Annotated in this window: 16 protein-coding genes and 1 riboswitch; of the genes, 6 read left to right on the top strand and 10 right to left on the bottom strand. The window is 71.1% G+C overall.

Features of this window, described 5'->3' with window-relative positions; translation table 11 throughout:
- Positions 1-11: 11 nt before the first annotated feature.
- From INP57_RS15090 to INP57_RS15070, 5 genes are all read right to left on the bottom strand, one after another.
- The gene (locus tag INP57_RS15090) at positions 12-209 is read right to left on the bottom strand and encodes an MbtH family protein (protein ID WP_295145783.1); all 198 of its coding nucleotides are present in this window, start codon (positions 207-209) and stop codon (positions 12-14) included.
- A complete protein-coding gene (locus INP57_RS15085) occupies positions 209-7,546 on the bottom strand; it encodes a non-ribosomal peptide synthetase (RefSeq protein WP_200070861.1) in 7,338 nt (2,445 codons plus the stop codon). The genes INP57_RS15090 and INP57_RS15085 overlap by 1 nt, the downstream gene beginning before the upstream one ends.
- 223 nt (positions 7,547-7,769) lie before the next feature.
- The gene (locus tag INP57_RS15080; protein WP_295139524.1) at positions 7,770-9,074 is read right to left on the bottom strand and encodes a GNAT family N-acetyltransferase; all 1,305 of its coding nucleotides are present in this window, start codon (positions 9,072-9,074) and stop codon (positions 7,770-7,772) included.
- 154 nt (positions 9,075-9,228) lie between these two features.
- Positions 9,229-9,993: an amino acid ABC transporter ATP-binding protein gene (locus tag INP57_RS15075; RefSeq protein ID WP_200070860.1), complete on the bottom strand. Its 765-nt coding sequence runs from the start codon at positions 9,991-9,993 to the stop codon at positions 9,229-9,231.
- On the bottom strand, positions 9,990-10,895 hold the full coding sequence (locus INP57_RS15070; RefSeq protein ID WP_200070859.1) for an amino acid ABC transporter permease: 906 nt from the start codon (positions 10,893-10,895) through the stop codon (positions 9,990-9,992). Before INP57_RS15070 ends, INP57_RS15075 begins: the two co-directional genes overlap by 4 nt.
- A 261-nt stretch (positions 10,896-11,156) precedes the next feature.
- On the opposite strand from INP57_RS15070, the gene INP57_RS15065 reads away from it, so the two are divergent.
- The 4 genes from INP57_RS15065 (at position 11,157) to INP57_RS15050 (ending at position 15,033) form a co-directional block, all read left to right on the top strand.
- Entirely contained in the window at positions 11,157-12,065 is a 909-nt protein-coding gene (locus INP57_RS15065) for an ABC transporter substrate-binding protein (protein WP_200070858.1), read from the top strand.
- Between the two features lie 129 nt (positions 12,066-12,194).
- Positions 12,195-13,157 carry a coiled-coil domain-containing protein gene (locus tag INP57_RS15060; RefSeq protein WP_200070857.1) on the top strand — a complete coding sequence of 321 codons (963 nt, stop codon included), beginning with the start codon at positions 12,195-12,197 and terminating at the stop codon, positions 13,155-13,157.
- 12 nt (positions 13,158-13,169) lie between these two features.
- Entirely contained in the window at positions 13,170-13,664 is a 495-nt protein-coding gene (locus INP57_RS15055) for a hypothetical protein (RefSeq protein WP_200070856.1), read from the top strand.
- 235 nt (positions 13,665-13,899) lie between these two features.
- Positions 13,900-15,033, top strand: a complete 1,134-nt coding sequence (locus INP57_RS15050; RefSeq protein WP_200070855.1) for a polysaccharide pyruvyl transferase family protein — start codon at positions 13,900-13,902, stop codon at positions 15,031-15,033.
- A gap of 11 nt (positions 15,034-15,044) precedes the next feature.
- On the opposite strand, the gene INP57_RS15045 is transcribed toward INP57_RS15050, so the two are convergent.
- The 5 genes from INP57_RS15045 to thiE form a co-directional block, all read right to left on the bottom strand.
- On the bottom strand, positions 15,045-15,878 hold the full coding sequence (locus INP57_RS15045; RefSeq protein ID WP_200070854.1) for a chitosanase: 834 nt from the start codon (positions 15,876-15,878) through the stop codon (positions 15,045-15,047).
- Positions 15,879-16,002: 124 nt separating this feature from the next.
- Positions 16,003-16,131, bottom strand: coding sequence for a hypothetical protein (locus INP57_RS30040; RefSeq protein ID WP_255520875.1), 129 nt, complete (start codon positions 16,129-16,131; stop codon positions 16,003-16,005).
- 155 nt (positions 16,132-16,286) lie between these two features.
- Complete coding sequence (gene tenA, locus INP57_RS15040; RefSeq protein WP_200070853.1) at positions 16,287-16,997, bottom strand: thiaminase II; 711 nt, start codon at positions 16,995-16,997, stop codon at positions 16,287-16,289.
- Between the two features lie 54 nt (positions 16,998-17,051).
- Positions 17,052-17,849 (bottom strand): bifunctional hydroxymethylpyrimidine kinase/phosphomethylpyrimidine kinase, encoded by a 798-nt coding sequence (gene thiD, locus INP57_RS15035; RefSeq protein ID WP_200070852.1) that lies wholly within the window; start codon positions 17,847-17,849, stop codon positions 17,052-17,054.
- Entirely contained in the window at positions 17,846-18,508 is a 663-nt protein-coding gene (gene thiE, locus INP57_RS15030) for a thiamine phosphate synthase (protein WP_200070851.1), read from the bottom strand. The genes thiD and thiE overlap by 4 nt, the downstream gene beginning before the upstream one ends.
- Positions 18,502-18,593: riboswitch (TPP riboswitch) on the bottom strand. It overlaps the preceding gene by 7 nt.
- A 326-nt stretch (positions 18,594-18,919) precedes the next feature.
- Between thiE and INP57_RS15025 the strand changes: the two genes are divergently transcribed.
- Both INP57_RS15025 and INP57_RS15020 read left to right on the top strand, forming a co-directional pair.
- Positions 18,920-19,198 (top strand): hypothetical protein, encoded by a 279-nt coding sequence (locus INP57_RS15025; protein WP_233627631.1) that lies wholly within the window; start codon positions 18,920-18,922, stop codon positions 19,196-19,198.
- A 162-nt stretch (positions 19,199-19,360) separates the two neighbouring features.
- A complete protein-coding gene (locus INP57_RS15020) occupies positions 19,361-20,095 on the top strand; it encodes a hypothetical protein (protein WP_200070850.1) in 735 nt (244 codons plus the stop codon).
- The last annotated feature ends 93 nt before the right edge of the window (positions 20,096-20,188 follow it).

The following is a 20,188-nucleotide window of genomic DNA, read 5'->3' as shown; positions in this document are numbered from 1 at the left end:
CCGGTCCTGGTTCACGCGCCGTTGCGGGCTGGGCGGATGTCGGTCCAATGCACCTCGATGTGTTCGAGGCATTCGGGTCTGGGCGCCGGTCCGTGCGCGATCGACCAGCCCGCCGGGATCTCGATGCGGGCGGGCCACAGCGAGTACTGGTCCTCGTCGTTGACCAGGGCGTAGAAGGTTCCGTCGGGGTCGTCGAACGGGTTGGTCATCAGCGCGGACTCCTTGGCTGCGGCGGCGTTGCTGCGTCTTGCTGCGGCGCGGCGGGACGGTCGTTGCGCTGCGGCCGGGCGGGGTCGCCGCCTTGCCGCTGCGACGCGGTGTTGTTGCGTTGCCGCGGCGAGACGGGGTTGCCGCCTTGCTGCGGCGAAACGGGCTCGTCGCCTTGCCACGGCCCGGCGGGATCGGTCTGCGGCGGCGCGGCGGGCGGTTCCGAGTCGGCCAGCCGCTCCGGGTCGGCCAGCCGTTCCGAATCGGTCAGCCGCCGCTGCACCAGCTCGGCGATCTCGGCGAGCGGCCCCGGCTGGGTCATGTCCTTGTGCTCGCAGGCGATGTCGTGGTTCTCCACCACACCGTCCACGTAGGACTCCCACATCCGGGCGGTCAGCGACTCCTTCGCCGGATTCACGGTGGCGGTGAAGAACAGCACGTCACCGCGGTAGATCTCGTGCTCGGCCTCGTTCTCCAGCACCGCGCAGTTGGCGAAGTTGTCGATGATGGCTTCGACCGTGTGCTCTTCGAGGTTGGCCAGCGCGCTGCCCTCCGCGGAGAGGATCTCCATCACGTGCTCGCGGCGCAGCTGGTCTACGCCCATCCCGTCAGCACGCAGCTCGGCGAGGTCGTAGCCGGCCATGTAGAGCAGCGCCTTGAGCGCTTCCTCCTCGGTGGGCAGCTCGTCCCACACGTCCTTCGGGTAGGAGTCGAGCATCGCGAGGAACCGGACCTCCTCGCCCTGGGCCTGCAACTGGGTCCCCATCTCGTGCGCGATCACGCCGCCGAACGACCAGCCCAGGAAGTGGTACGGCCCGTGCGGCTGCACCGAGCGGATGTGCTCGAGGTATTCGGCGGCCAGATCGTGCAGGTTCGCGATCACCGGCGCCGGTTCGTCCAGACCGCGCGACTGCAAGCCGTACAGCGGGCGACGCGGGTCGATGTGCTTCATCAGCCCGGAGAACGGCCACGCCAGACCGGCCGCCGGGTGCACGCAGAACAGCGGTTCCTTGTCGCCTTCGGTGCGCAGCGGCAGCAGGATGCCGAGCGCGTCGCCCTTGCCGCCGGTGCGCATCCGGGAGCTCAGGCCCGACACCGACGGTGCCGCGAACAGGCTGCCGACGTTGAGCTGCACGCCCAGCGCCTCATCGATGCGCGCGATCAGCTTCGCGGCCAGCAGCGAGTGCCCGCCGAGGTCGAAGAAACCGTCGTGCACGCCGACCCGCGGCAGTTCCAGCACTTCGGCGAACAGCTCGCACAGGACCTCTTCGGTCGGATCGCGCGGTACCGCGTCGCCCACGGATGCGGCCAGGTCCGGCTCGGGCAGCGCGCCCCGGTCCAGCTTCCCGTTCGGCATCAGCGGCAGTTCGCCGAGGAACACGATCGCCGCCGGGACCATGTAGTCCGGCAGCGATTCCGCCGCGTGCGCGCGGAGTTCGGCTTGGCTGACGTCCTGGCGCGCGACGACGTAGCCGACCAGCCGCTTGTCGCCGGGCCGGTCCTCGCGCACCACCGCGGCGACCTGGGACACCGCGGGGTGGCGGGTCAGCGCCGCCTCCACCTCGCCCGGTTCGATCCGGAATCCGCGGATCTTGACCTGGTCGTCGGCCCGCCCGGCGAAGTCCAGCGCCCCGTCATCGCGCCAGCGCACCAGGTCGCCGGTGCGGTACATCCGCGAGCCGGGTTCGCCGTGCGGGTCGGCGACGAAGCGTTCGGCGGTGAGCCCGTGCCGGTTCAGGTAGCCGTGCGCGAGCCCGGTGCCGCCGACGTACAGCTCGCCGACGACCCCCGGCGGCACCGGCTGCAGCGCCTCGTCCAGCACGTACAGCCGGGTTCCCGGGTCGGGCAGGCCGATCGGCACGGACGTGCCCGCGTCGGGTTCGCACAACCACAGCGTGGAGTTGACGGTGGCCTCGGTCGGGCCGTAGCAGTTCAGCATCCGCCGCCCGCGCGCCCAGCGCTGGACCAGGTCGGAGGGCACCTTCTCGGCCCCGCACAACAAGGTCGCGTCCGGCGGCAGGTCCACGCCGGGCGGGAACATGCCCATCACCGACGGCCCGATGGCCAGGTGCGTGACGCCGTGCTCGGTGGCGTAGTCGACCAGCGGCGCGCCAGGCACCCGCCGGTCCGCGGGCGCGACGACGAGCGTGCCGCCGGAGAGCAGCCCCATGCACATCTCCCAGAACGCCACGTCGAAGCTCGGCGAGGCGAACTGCAGCACCCGGCTGCTCTCGGTGATGCCGACCCGCTGCGCCTGCGTGGCCAGCAGTCCGGCGACACCGCGGTGCGGCACCACGACGCCCTTGGGTCTGCCGGTGGAGCCGGAGGTGTAGATGACGTACGCCGGGTCGTCCACAGTGGATTTCCGCGGCGGTGCGGCGACCGGTGCGGTGCGCAGCGCCGCGCGCGTCCCGTCGTCGTCGAGCAGCAGCGTCCGCGCGTTCCGCGGCCGGTTCGCGGACAGCGCGAGCACCTGGTCCGGCCCGGCATCGTCGATCATGTGCTGCAACCGGTCTTCGGGATAATCCGGGTCCAGCGCCAAGTAAGCCGCACCGGACGCCATCACCGCGAGCAACCCCACGATCAGCTCGGGTGAGCGCGGCAGCATCACTCCGACGATCCGGCCGGGACCGGCGCCGCGCTCGATCAGCAGGTGTGCCAACGCGTTCACGCGTGCGCCCAGTTCCGCGTAGCTGAGTTCGGTGCCCTCGAAGACCAGCGCCGGCTTGTCCGGGTTCGCCCTTGCCCGCGCGTCCAGCAGGTCCGGGAAGGTGGCGGGGTCGACGTCCTGCGCGGCGACCGCGTCACCCCAGGAGAAGATCCGCTGCCGCTCCTCGTCGTCGAGCACCGCGAGCCGGCTGATCGGCGCGTCCGGCCGGGAAACCGCGTCGGTCAGCAGCCGCACCAGCCGGTCGGTGAGGTCCTCGACCGTGCCCGCATCGAACAGGTCGGTGCTGAACTGCGCGACGCCTTCCACGCCGCCGCCTGCCGCACGCAGGCTCAGCGCCAGGTCGAACTTCGCCGCACCCGCGTCCACGGTGTCCACATCGGACTTCAGTCCGGGGAAGTCGGCGTGCACCGCGTCCGCCTCGCCCCAGTACGCCAGCATCACCTGGAACAGCGGGTGCCTGGCCAGCGAGCGGGACGGGTTGAGCACTTCGGCCAGCCGCTCGAACGGCAGCTCGGCGTGGTCGTAGGCGGCCAGGTCGGTGCGCCGCACCCGCTGGACCAGCTCGGCGAACGTCGGATCGCCGCCGGTTCCGGTGCGCAGCACCAGGCTGTTGACGAAGAACCCGACCAGTTCGTCCAGCCGGTCGTCTCCGCGCCCGGCCACCGGTGAGCCGATCGGGATGTCGGTTCCCGCGCCGAGCCTGGTCAACAGCGCGGCCAGCCCGGCTTGCAGCACCATGAACAGGCTCGCCTGGTGCTCGGCGGCCAGCGCCCGCAGGTCACTGTGCAGCTCCGCGTCGAAACCGAACCGGATCGCGCCGCCGCGATGGCTCGGCACGGCCGGGCGCGGGTGGTCGGCGGGCAGTTCGAGCTCGTCCGGCAGGCCCGCCAGCTCGTCGATCCAGAACGCCAGCTCGCGGGCGGCGAGGCTGTTGTCGTCCTGCTCGTCGCCGAGCAGTTCCCGTTGCCACAGCGTGTAATCCGCGTACTGGACCGGCAGCGGTTTCCAGTCCGGCTCGGCGTTCATGCTGCGCGCGGAGTAGGCGGTGGCCAGGTCGCGCAGCAGCGGAGCCATGGACCACTCGTCGGTGGCGATGTGGTGCAGCAGCACCAGCAGCACGTGCTCGTTCGCGGACGTCTGGAACAGCACGGTGCGCAGCGGCGGTTCCTGCGCGAGGTCGAAACCGTACCGGGCGGCCGCGGCCAGTTCCTCGTCCAATGCGGACTCGGTCGTGCGCACGTAGGTCAACGCCGGCCGGGACGGCTCCAGCACGCGCTGCCGCGGCTGCCCCTGCCGGTCCGGGAAGACGGTGCGCAGGCTCTCGTGCCGCCCGACCACGTCCCCGAGCGCGGCGCGCAGCGCGGGCACGTCGAGGTCGCCGGACAACCGCAGCGTGATCGGCAGGTTGTAGGTCGCGCTGGGACCTTCCAGCCGGTGCAGGAACCAAAGCCGTTGCTGCGCAAAGGAAAGCGGCACCTCGTCCGGGCGCGGCAGCGGCCGCAGCTCCGGCCGGCCGCGCACGCCCGGACCGAGCCGGCTCGCCAACCCGGCCACCGAAGGGTGGTCGAACAGCGTGCGGATGGCGACTTCGACGCCGAGTTCCGCGCGCACCCGCGCCAGCAGCCTGGTCGCGAGCAGCGAATGCCCGCCCAGCTCGAAGAAGCCGTCGTCGATGCCCACCTCGTCCACGCCGAGGACTTCGCCGTAGAGCCGGCACAGCGCGGTCTCCACCTGGTCGCGCGGCGCCCGCCCGGCGGCGTTCGCGCTGAAGTCCGGCGCGGGCAGCGCATCGGTGTCGAGCTTTCCGTTGGGCGTCAACGGGAACTCGTCGACTATGACCACTGTGGACGGAATCATGTAGTCCGGCAGTTCGGCCGCCAGCGCCGCGCGCAGCTCGGCGGGCTCGGCCTGCGAAACCGCGTAGCCGACCAGCCGCACGTCTCCCGGCTGGTCCTCGCGGGTGAGCACCGCCGCCTGCGAGACGCGCGGTTGCGCGGCCAGCCGCGCCTCGATCTCGCCGAGCTCGATGCGGAAACCGCGAACCTTCACCTGGTGATCGGCGCGCCCGACGAACTCCAGCAGCCCGTTTCCGCGCCACCGGGCCAAATCCCCGGACCGGTACATCCGCGTGCCCGGCGTGCCGAACGGATCGGCGACGAACCGGGACGAGGTCAGCCCACGCCGCCCCAGGTAGCCGCGCGCCAGCCCCGCGCCCGCGATGTAGAGCTCCCCGACCACGCCGGGCGGGACCGGTTGCAGGTTCTCGTCCAGCAGGTAGACCCGCAGGTCGGGGATGCCGCGCCCGATGAGGCTGCCGTCCCGGCGGGACACCAGCTCGCGATCGAGCTCCAGGTAGGACACGTGCACGGTGGTCTCGGTGATCCCGTACATGTTGATCAGCTTCGGCGCGTCGTCGGCGTGCCGCGCGTACCAATCGTCCAATCTGGACAGATCGAGCGCTTCCCCGCCGAACACCACGCGCCGCAGCGCCAACCGCCCGGCGGACTCCGGGAATTCCCGATCGGCCTCGATGAGCTGGTAGAACGCCGAAGGAGTCTGGTTGAGCACGGTGACCCGCTCGCGCACCAGCAGCCGGCGGAACTCCTCCGGCGACCGGCTGACCTCGTGCGGCACCACGACGAGCCGCCCGCCGTGCAGCAGCGCGCCCCACAGCTCCCACACCGAGAAGTCGAAGGAATACGAGTGGAACAGCGTCCACACGTCCTCGGTGCCGAAGCCGAACCACGGCTCGGTGGCGCTGAACAGCCGGACCACGTTGTGGTGCGGGATCACCACGCCCTTCGGCTTGCCGGTCGAGCCGGAGGTGTAAATCACGTAGGCGGCGTGGTCCGCCGTCAGCGGCCCCCGCTCACCACCGCGCGGGTCGCGCTGCGAGTGCTCGCCGATCTCCCGCACGGCCGCCGGATCGTCCAGCAGCAGGCGCGGGATCGGCAGGTCGCCGTGCTGCGCCGAGTCGCTGATCAGCATCGACGGCTGGGAATCCGCGACGATGTAAGCGATCCGGCTCGCCGGAATGCCCGGATCCAGCGGCAGGTAGGCCGCACCGGACTTCAGCACCGCCAGCACCGCGACCACCAACTCGGCCGAACGCGGCAGGGCCAGCGCCACCAGCTGCTCCGGCCCGATGCCGTGGTCGATGAGGCAGTGCGCCAGCCGGTTCGCCCTGGAATCCAGCTCGGTATAGCTGATCTGCTCGTCTCCCCAGGTCAGCGCGATCGCCTCGGGCGTGCGCCGGACCTGGTCCTCGAACAGTTCGGGCAGCGTCGCCGGACCGCGGTCGGCGCCGACCGGCCCGCCGTTGTACTCCCGCAGCACCAGCTCGCGCTCCTCGGCGGTGAGCAGGTCCACCTGCCCGACGGGTCCGCCGGTGCGCGCGAACCGGTCCAGGAAGCGCAGGAACCGGTCCTGGTGCGCCGCGAGCTCGTCCGCGGAGTACAGCTGCGGATTCGCGTCGAACTCGAACCGCATCCCGGTGCCTTCGGTGTAGACCAGCACCGTGAGGTCGTCGACCGGCCCGGCGGCCAGGTTGTGCACCGTCGCCGGGTGTTCGGCGAAGCTCAGCTCGTAGTCGAACGCCTTCACGTTGATCATCGGGCCGAACAGCGGCCGGTCGGTGCCCAGCAGCCGCAGGTCCCGGCGCAGGTCCTCGCCGCGGTACTGCTGGTGCTTGCGCAGCTGCCGCACTTCCCGCGCGACCCGGCCGACCAGCTCGTCGCGGGTGGTGTCCGGGTCGACCGCGACCCGCAGCGGCAGCACGTTCACGACCATGCCCGGCACCCGGGAAGCGGTGGAACCGAGCCGCCCCATCACCGGCAGCCCCAGCACGACCTCCCGCGCGCCGGTGACCCGGTGCAGGTAGGCGGCGAACCCGGCGATCAGCGCATCCGGCCAGATCGTGCGGCTGTCCGCGGCGGCCGCGCCGAGCGCGTCGGCGGCGTCGGAGTCCAGTTCGGCGCTGCGCCGCAGGAACGTGTGCGCGGTGCGGCCGCTGCGGCCGGCGAGGCCGACCGGGGCCGGGGCGTCGGCGAGGTGCTCGCGCCAGAACTCGGCGTCGCGCTCGAACTTCGCCGACTCGCGGTATTCGCGTTCGGCGTCCAGCAGCGCGCTCAACGGCTCGAACGGGGTCTCGCCGACCGGCTGCCCAGCGGCAAGAGCGCTGTAGACCTCGGCGACCCGGCGCATGACGATCGAGAAGCCGTAGCCGTCGATGGCCACGTGGTGAATCCGCTGGTACCAGAACCAGTGCTGGTCGGTGAGCTTGAACAGCGCGGCGGTGAACAGCCGCCCGTCCGGCCCGCCGACCGTGAGATCGACCGGTTCGGCCAGGTCAGCGCGCATCCAGCGCAGCGCGGCCGCCCGCGGGCCGGCCTGCGCGGTGAGGTCGACGACCGGCAGCCGCGGGCCCCAGGCCGGCTCGATCACCTGCTGCGGGGCGTCCGCGTCGTCGATCACGCGCAGGCGCAGCGCGTCCGCCTCGGCGAGGACGGTGCGCAGCGCCGCGCGGAACAGCTCCGGGTCGATCGGGCCGTGGATCTCGACGTACTCGCTGGTGTTGTAGATCGGGTTCGCGCCATCGAGCGCTTGCGCGAACCAGATTCCCGCCTGGGCGGCGGACAGCGGCAGCGACGCGCCAGGAATCTCCGGCATCGTTCTCCCCACGGTCACACGGACGAAGTAAGGCTAACCTTATTTCACCCGCGCGCCGCGCACCAGAACGCATGGCTCGTGCTTTACCTCTCAGTCCTGCGCAGACGCAACGCCCGCGGGCGCGGCCCGCAGCACCTGCTCCATTCGGCCCAATCGCCGGCGCACGAGGAGCGAGCGCCGACTTCGACCGGCCCCTTGGGACGGAGGTCGCGCTCGCCGCCGATCAGCGCGGGTGGATCATCAGCGCGGAGTTCTTGCCGGGCAGACCGACTTCGCGAGCGCGACCGAACCCGCCCTTGCCGAACGCAGCCACCGAAGCTCCATTGTGGACATTCGGCTCGGCGACCACCCGGCGGCAGTCCTGATCGGCGCCGAGCAACCCCTGCGCCACCGCTGCCAGCAGCGACGAACCGAGCCCGCGGCCGACGGCGTCGGACTCCCCGATCGCGATGTGCACGCCCAGGTCGTTCGGCTCGAACGGGTAGCAGGCCGAAAGCTTGTCCCGCAGCACCCGGTACAGCTCGACGTAAGCGACCTCCCGGCCGTCCCGGCTGACCAGGCACGGCATCGAATGCTCACCGGCCAGCTGGGTGCCGAGCTCGTCGGTCCAGCGGCGCAACGACCACGCCTGGTTCCAGTTGGTCGCCACGTGCTCGGCGTTCATCCAGCGGTGCACCAGCGCCGGATCGTCGGAGTCCAGCCGAACCGGCCGCAACGACCAGCCCTCGCCCAGCTCCGGGATCGGCACGCCCGGCACGTCGGTGTCGTTCACCTTGGCGCGCAACGGGTTCGGCACCTCGTGGTGCACCGGCCGCACCTCGACCCTGTCGCCGTTGCGGTAGCGCAGCCCGGACCCGTTGAGCACCGCGAAGTCGGTGAGCGTGGTGCTGGTGAGCCAGTGCCGCACGATCCGCTCGGTCTCCGGGTAGGTGTCGCGGATCGCGGTCAGCGCCGCGGTCAGCAGCTCCAGCAGCTCCTGCTCGTCGGCGACGCCGCGCAGCCCGAACCGTCCGATCGCGGCCAGCGACCGGGCGCTGAGCAGGCGCGCGGTGACGTCGGCCAGGTCGGCCTTTCCGTCGACGTTGCGCAATGCGGGGGTCAGCGTGCCCTCCACGTGCGTGGCCAGCCAGCGACGTGCCTCGTCGGCCGAGGACACACCGTCTGCGAGCACGTCGACCTCGTGGTCGCCCGCCAGCGGATCCACCGCCCCGTTGCCGACGGCCTGCAGCAGCCAGTCCACCAGCGTGCCGCTGCTCTCGGCGTTGATCGGGGCGTCCGCGGTGGCGCGCCCGCGCGCGTCCGCCGAACAGGCCGCTGCCAGCAGGGCGGACTCGGCGAGCGCACCGGAGTCCGCGACGCGGATCGGACCGAAGCCGTGCGCACCCGTGGGCGAGCGGTAGGTGATCTCGGTGCTGAACCGCAACGGCCCGATGGTGACCTTCAGCGGCCCATCGGCGACCGGCGTGTGCGTCTCGGCCAGCCAGCGCCGCAACAGCACCGCGGTCCGCGGATCGGTCCGTTCAGTCACACCGCACTCCTCTGTCGTCCCCGACTTGGCAAGCCGAGCCTAACCAAAGCGCGCGGATCGGCCGCGGGCGCGCCCGGCACGCGCCGTATCGCGCCGATCACTGCGTGCTTTCCCGCGGCTGCGGGCAAAACTCGGCGGCCCCACCCAAGTGCTTTCACAGCACTCGGTCAAGGAATTCCCGAGTCCGGCTTCGCTCGGGCCGTTGGAGGACTTCGCGCGCGGCACCCGATTCGACCACCAGCCCCTGGTCCAGGAACACCACGGAGTCCGCGGCCTGCCGGGCGAATCCGATCTCGTGCGTGACCACGATCATGGTCAGTCCCGCCCCGGCGAGGTCGCCGAGGACGTCGAGCACCTCGCCGACCAGTTGCGGGTCCAGCGCGCTGGTCGGCTCGTCGAACAGCAGCACCTTCGGTTCCATCGCCAGCGCTCGCGCGATCGCGACCCGCTGCTGCTGGCCGCCGGAGAGCCGGCTCGGGTGGAAATCCGCCCGGTCGGCCATCCCGACGCGCTGCAGCGCGGCCAGCGCTCGCCCGTGTGCATCCTTTTTGGACAGACGGCGCACGCCGATGAGGGCTTCTGCCACGTTCTGCATCGCGGTCATGTGGCCGAACAGGTGGAAGCCTTGGAAGACCATGCCGATTTCCGCGCGCCTGCGGGCGATCAGGCGTTCCGGCAGCTCGCGCAACCTGCCGCCGGACTCGCGGTAGCCCACCAGCGAGCCGTCCACCTCGACGCGCCCCGCGTCCACCGTCTCCAGGTGGTTCACGCACCGCAGCAACGTGCTCTTGCCGGAACCCGACGGGCCGATCAGGCAGTTGACCTCGCCCTCGGCCACCGCCAGGTCCACCCCGCGCAGCACCTCGGTGGTGCCGAAGCTCTTGCGGACCCCGCGCAAGCTGACCATCGGAGGAGTCATCGGGCGATCCCTCCCGCAAGCGCCGCGCGCAACCGCTGCCACGGCGTCGGAACCCGTTGCGCGCCACGGGAAAAGTACCGCTCCACGTAGTACTGCACGATCGTCAGCAGCGTCGTGAGGATCAAGTACCAGACCGTCGCCACCAGCAGCAGCGGAATCACCTGGTACGTGCGGTTGTAGACGAGCTGCACCGAATGCAGCAGGTCGTGCACCGCGATGACGCTGACGATCGAGGTGCCCTTCAGCGTGCCGATCAGCATGTTGGCCGCGGGCGGCACGATCGCGCGCATCGCCTGCGGCAGCACGATCCGGCGCAGCACCCGCCATCGCGTCATGCCCAGCGCCTGCGCGGACTCCAGCTGGCCGCCGTCGACCGAAAGGATGCCGCCGCGCACCACTTCGGCGGCGTACGCGGCTTCGTGCAGCACCAGGCCGATCACCGCCGTGACGGTGCCGGTGAGCAGATCCACCGTCTGCACCGAGAACGAGCCGAAGCCCAGCACCGGGTACAGCGCGCCGATGTTGAACCAGAACAACAACTGCACCAGCACCGGAATGGACCGGAACAACCACACGTATCCCCAGCTCAACCCGGAAAGCACCGGGTTGCCGGAAAGCCGCAGCACGGCGAGCAGGGTGCCGAGCGCGAAACCGAGCAGCACGGTCGCCGCGGTCAGCCAGATCGTCAGCCACAACCCGCGCAACACCGCCGCGGTGCCGAAGTAGGCACCCACCACGTTCCACTGGAAGTTCTCGTTCGTGGCCACCGAGAACACCGCGGCGCAGACCGCCGCGAGCACCAGGACAGCTGCGATCCAGCGCAGCGGGTGGCGCGCCGGGACGACCTCCGGCGCTGTCTCCGGACCCCGCGCGAGCGCGGGCGCCACCTGCGGATGCGTCATGTTCTCCTGCCCGAGTCGGGGAATGGGGCCGGAACCGAACTTCTTGTGCGGCTGCGCGCGCGGTCAAGAACTCCCACCAGGTGGCCGCCGTTGACACCGCACGGATCCGCGGCGAAGCCTCGGTGCCGTGCATCCCCGCCCGCGCAGGCGCGTCCACATCGATCTGGGAGTCGTGTGGTCCGCGTCTTGTCGCCGCCGTCGAACCACGGCACCGGCCGCTCCCGGTGCCGCCGACCGACGCCGGGCGCGGGAAGGAGAACCATGCGCGCCGCCACGAAATCCCTGTGCGCGCTGCTGATCGGAGTGCTGCTCGCTTCGTGCGGAACGGCTCCGTCCACTGTGGCGCCTGGGCTGGACGTGCAAGCCGACGTCGTCTCCGGCGTGCAACGCGACGAGACCGCCGCCGCACTGCTGCCGGAGCCGGTCCGGCGCGCGGGCACGCTGCGCATCGGCCGCTCCATCAGCGGTTCGCCGCCTGCCTCGTTCTACCTGGACGACAACAGCACCGCGGTCGGCTTGGACATCGACATCACCGCGGCCGCCGCACGCACGCTCGGCCTGCGGGTGGCCGCCCAGGACGCCGCCTTCGAAGCGATCCTGCCCGCGCTGCGCAGCGGGAAGTTCGACGCCGGAACGGGCAACTTCGGCGTCACCGAGCAGCGCAAGCGCACGATCGACTTCGCGACCTACATCCGCGACGGGCAGGGCTTCGCGGTGCGCCGCGGCGCCGAGCCCCCGCCGATCACCGACGTGACCGCGCTGTGCGGCCGAACCGTCGGAACCGCCCAGGGAACCACCTTCGAGGCGACGCTGAACGCGCAACGCCACCGGTGCACCGGCATCGGCCGGCCCGCCTACCAGGTTCAGGTGTACTCGGAGTCCAGCGCGATGTACTCCGCGCTGACCCAGGGCCGCGTCGACGCGGTCATGAGCACCACGAACGGCCTGCGCTACGCCGCGGCGCAACAGCCCGCGATCAGGTTCTCCAACGAATTCCGCAGGCTCGACGTCGGTTTCGCGCTGCCCGCCGGTTCCCCGCTCGCGCCCGCGCTGCAAGCCGCGGTGCACAAGCTGATCAAAACCGGGGAATACCAACGGATCTTGCGCAAGTGGGGCGTGCAACCCTCGGCCATCGGCGAATCCCAGATCAGTCCGCCGGAGATCCGCTGAGCGCGCCCGCGAATCCGCTGCGCACTACCTGATCAGGTGGTGATCTCCGGTGTCCACCGCGCGCGGTGTCCAATTCGGACCTACTCTCCACCGCGAGTCGACCCTCGCCTGTGGAGAGGAGTGTCCAACGTGGAGGACTCCGCACAAGCCGTCGTCCCGCTCCGTCCCGGATTCGACATCCAGGTCCGGGGTTTCAACCGCCGCCAGGTGATCGAGCACATCGAGCTCCTGGAAGACCAGCTCCGGCTGGTCAGCATCGACCGCAACGAAGCGGTGGCGCTGAACTCCGACCTGCGCCGCCTCTGCGACGACGCGCGGCACGAGCTCGCCGAGACCCAGCAACGACTGCAGCGCATCGAAGCTTCCGACACCGGACTGCCGCACGCCTCCCAGCGGGTGCAGAACATGCTCACGCTGGCCGAGGAAGAAGTGCAGACGCTGCGCGAACAGGCGCAGCGCCAAGCACGGACCGTGCGCGGCAGCGCGGAGTACGAGGCGCACCAGCTGATCAGCCAAGCCGAGCAGGCCGCCGAGTCCATGCGAGCGGAATGCACGAGGCTGGTCGACGAGATGGACGAGCGGCAGAAGCAGATCCGCCAAGAGCACGAGCAGAAGATCGCCGACATCCGGGAACGGGAGCGCCGGATGCGCCACGCCATCCGGGACGAGTACAAAGCCACCATCGAAGCCGCGCAGGAAGAGGCCGACGAGCTGCTCGCCAGCACCCGGTGGGAATGCGGCAAGCGCGACGCCGAGAGCGAGCACCTGCGGCTGCAGGTCCTGCAGGACCTGCACACCAAGCAGACCAGGATGGAAGAGCTGCGCAGCGCGATCCTGTCCTCGCTGGAGAACGTCGGCAGGCTGGTCGGCGCCTCCACCAACGAGATCGGCGAGCAGCAGATCGACGACGTCATCGACGCGGAGCTCGTCGCCGAGCCGCACCAGGTGTGGCTGCCCGAGCCGCGCGACGACACGCAGAGCTACCTGGTCCCGCTGGACGCCCTGACCGACCAGGACTTCGGCGGAACCGGCGGCGGCGATGTCCCGGCCGCGGCAAGCAGCGAACCCGACGGCGCCGTTCCCCGCTACTGATCGGAGCACCTCGTGAACACCATCATGATTTTCGCCGCCGGCTTCCTGCTGGCATCGTTGATCTTCTGGCCGATGCTGGCGCGGGCCCGGCGCACGGACGCGGACTCGGCCCCCACCGGCAAGCACGCCATGCGTCCGGCGCCCCGGGAGCAGGCCCATTCCGCGCAGGCCGGAGAGGCCGCGGGCGGCGACGGCAAGCCGGCGGCCGAGTCCGGCGAGACCGCGCCGGCCCGCGAGGAGACCGCCGAGAACACCTCCGAAGCGGCCGAAGCCGCACCGCACCGACCCGAAACCGAGCAGCCGCAACCGGACCAGCAGCCGCAACGGGAATCGGGCGAGCCGGTCCGCTCCGCCGAAGTGATCCGGATCCGGCCCAGCGACCAGGAGATCGGGGTCTCGGTCGGGACGCTGCCGACCTCCCTGTTCGAGGAACACCACGCGGCGAAGTTCCGCCGCACCCAGGACCGCATCGAACGCCTCCGCAGCCAGTTGCACGAGCGCAACTGATCAGCGGCCCCCGGCGGCGGCAACGGCTCACCGAGTCGTTGCCGCCGCTTTTTGCGTCGGGCGGCGGCCACGCACGCGGTCGGCTTCGCCACGCAATACGGCTGAAGGACTCCGCACGCCCTGCCGCGTTCCTCCGCACGGCCCCGGGAGATGCCTCCGGACCGGGGGTCGGGCACGGTGTTGCTAGGTTCGGCGCCTGCCGCGCGCAGTCGCGACCCCGAACGCTGGAGAGCTTGTGACCAGTCCCGAACAACCGCCCAAGCTGTACCTGGTCGCCACGACCGGGCACCCGAACTACGGTGACGAGCTGATCGCCGCGACCTGGCTGAAGTACCTGGCCGAGGTGGCACCGCACAGCGAGGTGTGGGTGGACTGCCCGAACCCCGGTCCGAGCGAGGTGCTGCTCGGGCACCTGCACCCGCACGCCCGCTTCACCGACACGCTCTGGCGGTTGTCCTGGGAAGCGCCTTCCGACGAGCCGTGGGAGGTCGCTTCGTTCGTGCAGCACGCGATGATCAATCCCGGGCTGGCGCCGCACTGGGTGGCCGGGATCGAACTCGCCGCGAGCGCAGACCTGGTGCACGTCATCGGCGGCGGGTTCATCAACGGCATCTGGCCGCGGCACTTCGGGCTGCTGGCCGGTGCGGTCGCCGCGGTCCGCCGCTCCGGCGGGCGCGCGGTGATGACCGGCCAAGGGCTGTGGCCGGTGCCGGACGAGGCGCGGCCGCTGCTGCGCAACCTGGCATCCCAGTTCGAGCTGATCGACGTGCGCGACGAGCCGTCCGCGGAGCTGCTCAGCTCGGCGGGCCAGCTCACCGCCACCGGCGACGACATGTTCTTCGGCATCGAGCCCGGCCAGTACCGCACCGACGACCTGCGCGAGGTGATGGTCTGCCTGCAGTCGGACCTGCTGGACGTCACCGTGCCCGCGCTGGCCGGGTTCCTGCTGGACACGCTGCGCGCCTGGGACGTGCGACCGGAGCAGGTCGGCATCGTGGAAGGCATCCCGCGGGTGGACCGGGAGGTGTTCGCGCTGGTCGAGCACGACCTGCCGGGGGCGCGGTTCTACGCCTTCTCCGAGATCATGGAGACCGGCTTGCCCGCGGCGGCCGGGCAGCGGTGGTTGTCCAGCCGGTTCCACATGCACCTGATGGCCGCCGCGGCCGGAGCGCACGGCGTGGCGGTGTCGATCAATTCCGGCTACTACACGAACAAGCACCGGTCGCTGATCGAGCGCGGCTCCGGCTGGGGCATCAGCGAAGGGCTCGCGATCCCGCCGCAGCCGACCGAAGGCGGATTCGACGCCGAGACGCTCAAAGCGCTGCAGGACGCCAAGTTCAAGCTCGCCTGGTCGATGTACGGCCACTGAGCTTCCGCCGCTCAGCCGTCGATGCGGAACTCCTGACCGTAGACGTGCCAGCTCAGCGGTGGGTCGAGAGCCAGGTTCCCGGCGTCGAGGAAGACTCGTTGCGCGGTGTCGACCCGGCTGGTGTCGCTGTGCGCGTCCTCTTCCCGCATGGCGCTGACCCGGGCGTCCAGGAAGGCGCTGAGGTAGCCGGTCTCGTCGCCGCCTTGCGCGGGCGGGGCCGCCTGCTGCAGCGCCGCCTGGCGGATGCCGCCGAACGACGGCCACGACTCACCGGGTCCGTGCATGACGATCGCGTCGTAATAGGCGAACTGCCCGAGCGCACCCAGCCCGTCCTCCTTGGCCCGGTGCACCGCGGGCGCGAAGTACACCCGGTCCCGTTCGGACTCCTGCGCACGCTGGAAGTCGGGGTCCTCGGCGGCAGTGGCCCAGGCGTCCGGGTAGCCGTCCAGACCCTCGTGCGAATCCGAACCGTTCACCGCGCGTAACGCCTCCAGATAGGGCGCGAGCGCGTTGTCCGGTTCGGCCCCGGTGTAGGACTCGACGAGTTCGAGCATGTCGCCGGTGCCGGAGCAGAAACCGATGATTCCGGCGGTGTAGCCACGACCGTCGCCGATGTCCTCGATGTAGCCGAACTGCGCGCGCCAATCCAACGAGGAGTTCTCCGCGCTGGACACGAGCTGCATCGCGATGTCCTTCTTGCGCGGATCGGCGAGGTCACCGCCTGCCGCGGTGCCCGGGACCGCGAAGGCGCGCCCGGACCCGAACGCGCCTGCGGCGATCCCGGACACGAGTGCGGTGCGCAGGATTCCGCGGCGGGACACTCGCACCGACGGCGTTGGCGACATCGGGATCCTCCAGGGTTCGCGGCGGCTGGCGCACCAGCACCCTGCTCGTACGCCTGCCGGTCCACCACCGCCGTCGGGCTGAGGTTCTTCCCCGTTGCCAACCGGGTCCGGTCTCGCCGGTGCGTCAGTCGTCGGAATCCTGCGTGGATTGTTCCGAATCGGCCCGTCGGTCCGCGATGTAGAACGGGGCGGCCGCCAGGATCGGCACCATCATCCCCGCCATCATGATCAAAATGGACGAACCTGTGCTCAAGGCCCACCGAATCCCAGACTGCGCGGTGGGAAAAGACATCCCACACCGGAACACGTCCGACCGGACGTGACGTTCGGTAATCGTCGCGAACGGCCGGATACGTTAGCAGCGGGACCACGTGCGTCCGGTCACGAGCACCACCCGAGACCGGAAGATCACGGCAACCAGCGAGCGGTCGGCCACTCCTCCCGGATCCACGCGCTGTTCCAGAACAGCCACTCGTACTCGCTGGCGCGGGTGAACGCTTCGAGCATCCGCTGCCGCGTCGGCTCGTCGGCGGCTTCGGCGACCCGGTCGGTGAGTTCCCGGGCGCCGCGCACAGATTCGGCGAACTCGTCGTCGGCGTAGGTCTCGATCCACCGCCGGTACGGGTGCGCCGCGATGTCGCCCACCGCATCGAGGATCTCGCTGCCCACGTGCTGGTACACCCAGAAGCACGGCAAGATCGCCGCGAGCAGCACCGGGTACGGCTCGGAGAGCGCGTTCGCGCGCAGGAACGAGGTGTAGGCCAGGCAGGACGGCGAGGTCGGCACCCCGGCGATGTCGGCTTCGGTCAGCCCGAACTCCTCGACGTATCCGGCGTGCAGCCGGCGCTCCTCGACCAGCGCCGCCTGCGCGTTGCCAGCCAGGAACGCCGCGTCCTGCGGCCCGTCCGCGCGGGTCGCGGCTGCCGACAGCGCCTGCGCGAAGCCGACCAGGTAGCGGGCGTCCTGCACGATGTAGAACGCGAACCGCTCGCGGTCCAGCGTGCCGTCGGTGAGCGCGGCGTTGAACGGGTGCTCGACGGTGGCCCGCTGCAACTCGGCGGTGTGCTCCCAGGCACCGGCGCAGAAGCCGTCGGCGGGCGGATCGGGCAGCTTGCTCATCGGGCGACTCCTTCGCGAGGCCGGATTTCTCCGCCGTGGCAGGCGGGGTTCAACTCACCACCAGCGGTGGAAGTGGTGCACCGGTCCGTGCCCGCGGCCGACGTCCAGCCGTCCGGCGGCGCGCAGCGACTCGGTCAGGTAGTCCTTGGCCTCCCGCACGGCCTCCTCCCAGCTCGCCCGCTGCGGGCGCAGCGCGGCGATCGCGGCGGCCAGGGTGCAACCGGTGCCGTGGTCGTTGGTCGTTTCGACCCGCTCGCCGCGCAGGTACTGCGCCGCGCCGTCGCCGCGGAGCAGGTCGACGCTGGCGCCCTGGCGCAGATGGCCGCCTTTGAGCAGCACCTGCTTGGCGCCGAGCCCGGCGAGGCGGTCGGCGACGCCCGGCATCCCGGCGGACTCGGCGATCTCCCGCTCGCCCAGCAGGTCCGCGGCCTCCGGCAGGTTCGGGGTGATCAGCTCGACCCGCGGCAGCAGCTCGTCGCGCAGCACCTCGACCGCTTCGGCGGCCAGCAGCCGATCACCGCTCTTGGCCACCATCACCGGGTCCAGCACCACGTTCGGCGGGTTGTAGCGGTCCAGCACCGCCACGACGGCGCGGATCACCTCGGCGTTCGCGAGCATCCCGATCTTCACCGCGTCCACCCGGACGTCGTCGAGCAGCGTGGTGAGCTGGGCGGTGACGAACTCCGGCGGGATCTCGTGCACCTGGGAGACACCGGTGGTGGTCTGCGCGACGAGCGCGGTCATGACCGACATCCCGTAAGCACCGTTGGCGGAGAACGCCTTGAGGTCGGCCTGGACCCCGGCCCCGCCGCTGGGGTCGGTCCCGGCGATGGTCAGCACGTTGGGAATCATCGGTACACCTTTCGCAGGCGGGCCGCGGCCGATGCCGGATCGGCGGCCGCGCAGATCTCGGAGACGACGCACAGCCCGCGCACGCCGGTCGCGGCGATCTCGGCGGCGTTGTCGGCGTGCACGCCGCCGATGGCGACCGCGGGCAGTTCGGTCGCGGCGGTGAGCTCGCGCAGCCCGGTGACGCCGAGCGCGGGCGCGGCTTCGGGTTTGGTCGGCGTGCCGAACACCGGGCCGATGCCGAGGTAGTCGACGGTGCCGGGCGGGAACGCGGCGGTCTCGGCGAGTTCCGCGGCGTCCGAGACCGACCAGCCGATCAGCAGCTCGGGCGCGATCCGCCGCGCTTGCTCCGGCGGCACGTCGCTCTGTCCCAAGTGGACGCCGTCGGCGCCTGCCGCGAGCGCCACGTCGAGCCGGTCGTCGACCAGCAGCGGGACCGCCGGGAACTCGGCGAGTTCGGCGCGCACCGCGGTGACCAGCTCGCACAGCTGCCTGCCGGTGGCGCGCGGATCGCGGACCTGAACAACCGTCGCGCCACCGGCCACGGCTTCGCGCACCGTCCGCGGCACCCCTCTGGCACCGCACAGTTCGGTGTCGGTGACCAGGTACACGGACAGGTCGAGCCGCCCGGCGGCTTGCGGTGCATCGGCGCGAGTTGTCACGGCGGTGACGTCCCTCCGCTAGTTCGAACTAGGTCAGGTTCGACGGGTTTGCTCTCAGCCCTGGTGGGCACCCCGCGTCACTGCTCTCAAGCTAGCAAGCACGGTCAACCTGGCGAAGCGCCGTGCCGCGGAGGGTTCCGCCGGACGGCTCGACCCCGCTGTCGCATCGGTGATAATGATCACCATGTGAAACAGGATGTAGCTGATCACCTTGGGTCGAACGGACCACGACCGGCACCACCGCCCGGCCGGAACAGATGATCCGGAAGGGTGCATCCGTTCCGGGGCGGCTCGCATCGGCACCGCACCGGTTGCCACGCGGATGCAACCCGGCGGCTGAGCGCACCGTCTAAGGTTCGAGATCGGCCACAGGCCGCGGCAGGACGGCGCAGCGTCCGAGGAGATGTGGGGGTGGGAGCGGTGTTCCCCGATCGCGAGCACGTGTGGTGGATCGTCGGCGCAGGCGAACGCGTCCGGCACGCGATCACGGTGCGCCCGGGGGCGAGACCGGCCGGGGACCCGGTGGTCGCGCTGTGCTCGACGACGATCAAGCTCCCGCACGAGACCTGGCCCGCCAGCAAGGAGCCCAGCAGCCGCCGGATCACCGAGCGCTGCCCGGATTGCGAGCAGCGCGTCGACGAGGAACTGGCGCGCGACGACGAGCTGATGATCACCAATTGGGATTCCTGAGCGCGCTGCCGTTGAACGTCGGACGCCGCCTCGCAGTGGGGATCTCCACCTGACGCAGCGCCGCCGCGACCCCGCGCGGTGCCGACGGCGCGATCGAACTCACACCGGGCAGCCCTGATCACCTAGTGAGGCAACCCTGTGCGGCGGATTAAGGTTGGGGCAATGGAGACCACAACCGACTCCCCCCAGTTCGCCCGGTCCCGCCGCACTTCCCGGCCGGACCCGGCGCAGGTCTGGGCACCGCTGGCCGGTCTCGCCGACGCCGCGGCGCAGGCCGGGACGTCCGGGGCGGTGGCCATCACCCGCGGATTCGACCGCAACAGCAGGCAGCGCGCGAAGGCGCTGCGCGAGCTGCTGGACGAACGCGACATCCCCGCGATCGAGATCACGCCCGCGCCCGGCAGCGAGCGGCTGGTCGACGGCACCGAGGTCGCCAGCGTGGTGAACCTGATCGGCGCCGGTTCCTGGCAGCCGCACCGGTTGGCCGCGAAGCTGCGGGCGCCGCTGCTGGCGCCGCAGCAGGACGGGGATTCGCCGGTCGAGGACGCGCGCGACGTCATCGGAGTGACCAGCGCCGAAGGACGGCGCGACGTCGCGCTCTCGCACGTCGCGGTCCGCCCCGAGCACGGCGGCGCTGGCAGCCTCACCCTCACCACCGGCGGCGAGCCGTTGTCGGTCCCGGGTGGCGCCGTCGCCATCACGCTGCAGGATGGGGCGCTGGAGATCCAGCTGTCCGGGCCGGACTTCGCCGAGCAGACCTTCACCGCCGCCGAGGTGCGCATCGAGATCTCGGAGGGGCCGCACCGGCTGGTGCGCGACGAACTGCCGATCGCCGAGTTCGAGGGCGCGCTGACGTTCGCATCCGAGCCGCGCGGCCTGGTCGTCCGGCCTGCCTGAGCGGTTCCCGGCACGCGGCGGTGGCCCGCGCAGGTCACCGCCGTTGCCGCGTCCGCAGCGACACCGCCGCTGCCGGGATCTCCCGCAATCGCC

Origin of the sequence: Saccharopolyspora galaxeae, from assembly GCF_016526145.1 — a bacterium.
GTDB classification, from domain to species: Bacteria; Actinomycetota; Actinomycetes; order Mycobacteriales; family Pseudonocardiaceae; genus Saccharopolyspora_C; species Saccharopolyspora_C galaxeae.
This window is presented reverse-complemented; position numbering and strand designations above follow the sequence as displayed.